Origin of the sequence: Okeania sp. (assembly GCF_035285525.1) — a bacterium.
Taxonomy (GTDB): Bacteria; Cyanobacteriota; Cyanobacteriia; order Cyanobacteriales; family Microcoleaceae; genus Trichodesmium.
In genome coordinates this window covers 1-7038 of record NZ_JAYKGW010000125.1, presented here as the reverse complement: position 1 = coordinate 7038, position 7038 = coordinate 1, and the positions used below count along the sequence as shown (strand labels likewise).

3 protein-coding genes and 1 pseudogene are annotated in these 7038 nt (G+C 33.4%); 1 reads left to right on the top strand and 3 read right to left on the bottom strand.

Going from position 1 to position 7038, the window contains the following annotated elements:
* The 3 genes and pseudogenes from VKJ25_RS11865 to VKJ25_RS11855 all read right to left on the bottom strand — a co-directional run.
* Positions 1-650: pseudogene (locus VKJ25_RS11865) on the bottom strand (DUF3769 domain-containing protein); the annotation flags it as partial.
* Between the two features lie 202 nt (positions 651-852).
* Positions 853-969 (bottom strand): photosystem II reaction center protein I, encoded by a 117-nt coding sequence (locus tag VKJ25_RS11860; protein WP_011612663.1) that lies wholly within the window; start codon positions 967-969, stop codon positions 853-855.
* Between the two features lie 444 nt (positions 970-1413).
* Positions 1414-2736 carry a hypothetical protein gene (locus VKJ25_RS11855; protein WP_324236839.1) on the bottom strand — a complete coding sequence of 441 codons (1323 nt, stop codon included), beginning with the start codon at positions 2734-2736 and terminating at the stop codon, positions 1414-1416.
* A 642-nt stretch (positions 2737-3378) separates the two neighbouring features.
* Between VKJ25_RS11855 and VKJ25_RS11850 the strand changes: the two genes are divergently transcribed.
* Positions 3379-6816, top strand: a complete 3438-nt coding sequence (locus VKJ25_RS11850) for an alpha-mannosidase (RefSeq protein ID WP_324236838.1) — start codon at positions 3379-3381, stop codon at positions 6814-6816.
* The last annotated feature ends 222 nt before the right edge of the window (positions 6817-7038 follow it).

Below are 7038 nucleotides of genomic sequence, written 5' to 3'. Positions count from 1 at the left end.
TTTTTATCTTCTGATTCTGAGACCTCAGTTTGGTAAGTTGTTTTTTCGTCTTGGGAAAGATTTGGCAGTTCTGGAGTATTATTTTTGCTGGTAGTTTCCTCTATCTGAAATTTTGTAGAAATAGGTGACTTTGTGTTACTCCAACTTTCTAATTTTTTGGTACTATCAAAACTGAATAAATTTTTTGGTTGAGTAGTTTGTGATTTTCTTACGGTTCCCGATAAATCAGATACAGCATATTCTGAGAAGTCTGAAAATGAGATGGATGAGAAAATTTTTTTTCTATCTGAATTAACTTGGTTTTCCAGAGTAGAAATTTTCTCTACTGATGATATATTTATTTCTAATGGTGGTCCGAGACTAGCAGCAGTTGTTTGAACTGGAGGGACTTTCTGATAGCGATCAAAAGTTAAGGCAATTTCAGGAAAGTTATACATTACAGTTTCTCTAAACTCTTCCCCTGAGAAAGTTTTCTTGTCAGATATTCTAATTTCTTCTGCAAACTGTTTGAATTTTGAGGGTGGACTAGATTTCTTTTGATTTGTAGTCGAGAAGTCCTGTTGTACATCTGTAATAGATTTAGTTACAGATTTTGCAGGCAAGGTTTCAACAATTGGAGGTAGTTCTGGAGGTGGTAGAGGGTAGGACATATTTCAGATAGAAATACTAAGTTCACAAAATTAAAGAATTGAGTCCATATTTTATACCATATTCTCTGAAATTATGCCAAAAATTAGCCTGCAAAGTCTCATTTCATTAAATTTAATGGACTTCCAGGCTAACTCAATCTTTGCACAGATATAAGTTTAGACTCTAGTAATATTTGGATAGAGACTAAAAATTTATACCCGTTTACTCCATGTCTCTACCGCTAGGGTTCCGTGCGGGGTCATTGGATAAGAATCCAAAAATAAATAACAAGACAAAGAATAGAACAACGATATTAACAACTATTTTCAAAGTCAACATTTATTATTTCTCCTAATCAAGGATTGGTTTAAGACCGAATTTTTTAAGATTCGGCATTTTTGATTGATTTACTCAATCTGGTTTGGTTCATTCTAATTAAGCTTATAATAACATTAATTTTTGCTAAAGACTGCTATAAAATAATATTTATGAGTTAATAACAATTAGGATTTGCTTATGGAAATATGCTAGTGAAGGAAGGGAACAGTTTAGACTATCTGTTACGGCCAAATTTTCTGATTTGAGACTACAACAACTAGAAACCAGGAACTTTTTTTCGGCATATAAAGCCTAAAACCTTTATATATAAATGCTTTTATATTTAATCAGCCAGCCCCCAATTAATCTCTCTGAATTTATTGTAAGTTTATAGATTATGGTTATGTCTTGTAAATTATCGAAGCTGTAGCTAAATCTAAAGTCGGGTTACAACCATTCGGTTTGTCAAAAATTTTTCTTTTTCAACTTTTGTAGGCATAATTGCCACACCTCGACAAATATTTTTTCTAGCCAAGTCATAATTAAATCTACCCATCCCAATATTATTTCTAAGGGATGTTTGACATACCCTACTGGAACTGATTTTATTTCTAAGCAGTCTGGTTCTTGCTTGACTCTACTTTTTGAATTATGAGTTTGAACAGATATTTTGCTACTGTTCATGTTATTATAAGGTATTTCCTTATTTCTCCTTTCATTTATTTGTCTCAAATCATCTTGGAATTGGCTCTCCTGTTTTTTGGTAGAATTATTAGTAGAAGTTAGTTTGTTTTGCTGAGATAGATGTTGCTCTAAAGAAAAATTTTTCACCTTTTCTAATTTTTCTGAACTTCTGAGGTTAATTAAAGATTTAGTTGTTAGAAAGGTGTATATTTGGAATGTATTTGTTTTAAATTGGGATACTAATGAGACAATTTTTGATGTTTCATCTTCAGTAGGTAAAAGCTTAGGTTGGTTTTTTTGACTTAGTTCTATTTCTGGGAATGATTTAAGTTCCCATTCCGTTTCTATTTCCAAAGGTGGTAGTAAACCATTTGATTCTAGACCTCTACTAATTGGGTATAGATACTGGTGATGTAAATTATGAATAAACTCACTGAAAGTTATATTTGCACTTGACAATAATGGCAGAGTTTGGTAATGAACATAATCTTTATTTTTGGGCTTTGCTTCATTTGGTTCTAAGGCTATACTCGATTCATTGAACAAATTAAACCACAAAGCAATTTTACTGGTTTGTACCCAACTCATAATTTTCCAGATTTGTCTTAAATGTCCATACATTGGCACAATTTCTCCACAGGGTTGCAGTAGCAATGGGGCTTTTTTTTCGATCTTGGCTGTTTCTGATATGGAATGATTTTTGGGTCTGGCCGTAGCTGAAATATCTGATATTTTGTTGTTTCCTGGGATGTCTAATTCTGATAAGACTTCGGATTGTCTTTTTACTACAGGTTGAGGATTTAATAATTTTAATAAGGTAGGATATGCTTGTTTTGAAATTACTGATAATTTTTGGGTAGGTTGTTCGGTAGTTTGATGATTTTCACTGATTGTTTTATTGACTTTTTGGGATATTTGTGGTACTATTTTAAATGCTAAACGGGAGGTTTGGACTAACACATATATAGGATAAAGTAACAATTGAACTGTGTTGGTCAATGCAAATTTTAAGTGATTGAAGACGCGATCGCTTCGAGTTAAGATTTGGCTATATTTTGTCGCAATAAAATTTAATATTTTACTTTTATAAGGGCTTGAGGTCATTTCAGTTATCTGTTATCTGTTATCTGTACTTCGCAGCTATTGCTGGAGGCTGGAAATACTGAAGTTGATTTTAAAAACAAAAAATTATTTAATTCTCTATTATATCATTTCTCTATCGCTAAGAAAAGACACTATTTTTTAGTTGAATAAAAAATCATGTGCATAGGCGAATAAACCCCAATAGTTATATCGTATCATTATTTTTTGAGAAATGCAATAGCAAAACCTGATTATTTTTAGGATCTCTCCAAAATGCAAAAGTTGGTGCTATCTAAAGCGACAAAGGAAAAAAGGATTTTCTGTTGAGAAAAATATAGAAATAATTGTCTGAGGTTTGGTCGAGTATCTATAAAAAATAGGTTTGGCTGAACAGGAGAAAGATTGAGAAATTTCTGTGAATATTTTAGGAAATTTATCTAAGCGGAAAGGTGATGTTTGGAGAGAGTTTTGGGAAAGTTAGGTAGAAGGAAAAAAGGATTTTCTGTTGAGAAAAATATAGAAATAATTGTCTGAGGTTTGGTCGAGTATCTATAAAAAATAGGTTTGACTGAACAGGAGAAAGATTGAGAAATTTCTTTATTCATTATCCATTAATTCTTTATTTTTATCAGGGAGAAAAAATGGTAATCTAAATCTAGTTAAATGTCTGAATTGAAACAACCTATGGATAATCAATCAATAAATCAAAACTTTATGCAATTTTCAATTCCCGAAATTTTCACAACAATTCAACAACTTAGAAAATTAACCCAAGTAGACATTCAAAACCAATGGCGATATTGTCAAGAGGATATATCTATTTCTGCACTTAAAAATTTAGATACTTGGCAGTTAGCTACAACAAATGAAAGAAAACATATTGCTTGGGAAAAAGGCAAAAAGATTTTATGGTTAGGGCAAAAGTTGATAATTCCTCCACATTTAAACGGTTATCTTTTAACTGACTTATCTTTAAGATTGGGTTTGACTTGGTGGGCTGAATCTGCCGAAATTTATATCAATGAAAAGTTAGTACAAACGGGAGATTTGTTTGACTGTTCAAGTCGAATTTTGTTGAGTCAAAAAGCGGTAGTTCGAGAAACTTTTATTATTGGCATTAAGTTGGTAAGTCCGGCACATGACCGAGGTGCTTTAGTAAAGTCTTGGTGTGTTTATGAAAATCTGGATAATTATCAGCTTGACCCTGGTTTAATGGCAGATAGATTAGAAATTTTGGTTGAATATTTGACTAAGGTTCAATCTGAAAGTGACTTTAACCTAGAGAGAATAAAAAATTCTGTCAGTTTGATAGATTGGGAAGCAGTTGGAGAAAGAGAAAAATTTGAGCGATCGCTACTCAACCTCGACTCAGAAATAACTAAAATTTCTGACAACTATATTAATAGTTTAAAAATCAAATTATTAGGTCATGCTCATCTAGATTTAGCTTGGTTATGGGATGTAGAAGAAACTTGGGAAGCTGCACAACGAACTTTTGCATCTGTACTAAATTTACAACAAGATTTTCCTGAACTTATTTTCTGTCATTCGACTCCAGCATTATATGAATGGATAGAACAAAATCGACCAGATTTATTTAATAGAATTAAACGACAAATTGATTTAGGTAAATGGGAGGTTGCCGCAGGTTTATGGGTGGAACCAGAATTAAATATTGTGGGAGGAGAATCAATAGTTAGACAGGTTTTATACGGTCAACGTTATGTTTGGAAAAAATTTGGCAAATTTTCTCCTATCGCTTGGTTGCCAGATACTTTTGGTTTCTGTTGGCAACTTCCACAAATTTTGCAAGGAGGAAATATAAAATATTTTGCTACTCAGAAGTTACGTTGGAATGATTCAACGGAGTTTCCTTGGGAAGTTTTTTGGTGGGAAAGTCCTGATAAAACTCGAATTTTAAGTTTGATGTTACCGCCGATAGGAGAAAGTATTGAACCTGTAAAAATGACAAAGTATGCTTGTGAATGGTTGGCAAAAACTGGAGAAAAAAATGTTTTGTGGTTGCCTGGTGTGGGAGACCACGGGGGAGGTCCGACTCGTGATATGTTGGAGGTAGGTAATAGATGGCAAAAGTCTGGTTTTTTTCCTGTGTTGGAGTTTTGTAATTCTGAGAATTTTTTGACTAATTTAGTAGAGGAAAGTTCAGGTAATTTTCCTGTTTGGCAGGATGAACTTTATCTGGAATTTCATCGAGGATGTTATACGACTCATGCAGAGCAAAAAAGATGGAACCGCCGTTGTGAAAATTTGTTGTATCAGGCGGAGTTGTTTTCTGTTTTTGCTTCAATTTTGACTGATTATTTTTATCGAAATAATGATTTGGAAACTGCTTGGAAGTTGGTTTTGTTTAATCAGTTTCACGATATTTTACCTGGTTCGGCTATCCCGGAAGTTTATGTGGATGCTAATCATAATTGGTGGGAAGCGGAAAGGTTGGGTAAGGAAATTTTGGTGGAAGCTATGGGGAAAGTTGCTGCTAATATTGATGTTTCCCCACCTTTTCCTTTAGAGACTTTTCTTGGTGAAATGGTTTATCCAATAATTGTGTTTAATTCTCTAAATTGGCAGAGGTCAGAATTAGTTTCGGTTGCTTTGCCAGCGCCTCCGGGAAAAAAGGATTTTAGGGAACGGGGGGATGAGGAGAGACAAGGAGGGCAAGGAGGACAAGGGGGACAAGGAAGACAAGGGGGAGAAACAATTTCTGAATCTTCTTTTTCTTCAGCCTTTTCCCTAAGACCTAACCCCCAATATCTAAGCTTTTTGGAGGGTAAAAATGATAATTGGCAAGTTTATGACAATGCTGGGCAAATACTTACTTCTCAGGTATCGAATAATAATTTACTGTTTGTTGCTTCTGACGTACCTGGAGTTGGTTATCGAGTATTTTGGTTATGTTCTAGATTTTCGGACTTGGGCAATAAACTATATATAGGTACACCAGTCCCCAAGTTTACCAAAAGAATAGCAAAAAAAATCAAAAAAGTCAATACTGTTAGTTTAGAAACAAAAAAATGGGTTTTAGAGAACAATTTATTACGGGTAAAAGTAGAGACAACAACAGGAAATTTAGAAAGTATTTTTGACAAGATTAATCAACGGGAAATTCTGAAAAAACCTGAAGGAAATCAACTACAAGCTTTTCGTGATCAAGGTCAATATTGGGATGCTTGGAATATCGATCCTAATTATCAACAATATCCTTTATCTCCAGCAAAATTAATAGATATTTTTTGGGTAGAAAAGGGAGAGTTAAAAAGCTGTCTACGAGTAATTAGAAAAATAGGTAATTCCGAGTTTCGTCAAGATTACATTTTGGAAATTAACTCCCCACTATTAAAAATTAAAAGTTGGGTAAATTGGCAGGAAAAACATACTTTAGTCAAAGCAGCTTTTCCTATAAATATAGAAGCAGATTTTGTTACTTATGAAATTCCTTGTGGAGCAATTAAAAGAACTACTAAACCTCAGACAAAAAAAGAGAAAGCAAAATGGGAAGTTCCAGCATTACATTGGGCAGATATTAGTAAAGACAATTATGGAGTAAGTTTATTGAATGATTGTAAATATGGATATGATGCTAAACCAGATGAATTACGTTTAACTTTATTGAGAGGTTCGACTTGGCCGGACTCGAAAGCGGATGTAGGAATCCACGAATTTACTTATGCTATTTATCCTCATATTGGCAGTTGGGAAAATGCTGGAACTGTGCAACGGGGTTATGAATTAAATATGCCTTTGCTAGTAGAGATAATGCCTTTAATTAGTAAGGAAAAATCTGATGGAAAGTTGCCACAAGTTTATCGTTTTTTCGGTTGGGAAACTGAGAATTTAATTTTGATGGCATTGAAACGGTCAGAGGGTAATCAACATTGGATTTTCAGATGTTATGAATGTTTGGGAAAGGAGGCAAAGTTAAATTTGGAAAGTGATGCTGATTTAGAGATAGGAAAAGTTGTGAATTTGTTGGAGCAAGATGTTAGTGAACCTAATGTTGAGTTTGAGAGTAATCTTTGTGAAGTTTCTCCTTGGAAGATAGTTAGTTTTTCCTTAGATTTTTTGAATAGGAAGAGGGAATAAAAAAGTAGATGAGTCTATAGATATAGATGGAGAAGTTGGAAATTTTCCTTCTTTTCCTTTTTGTCAAACTTTAGAATTTCAGCTCAGAGGAAAAATAGAGATTTTATCTTTAACTTACCCAGGGAAAATTTCTCTATAAATATAGATATAGATGGAGAAGTTGGAAACTTTCCTTCTTTTCCTTGTTTGCCAAACTTTAGAATTTCAGCTCAGAGGAAAAAT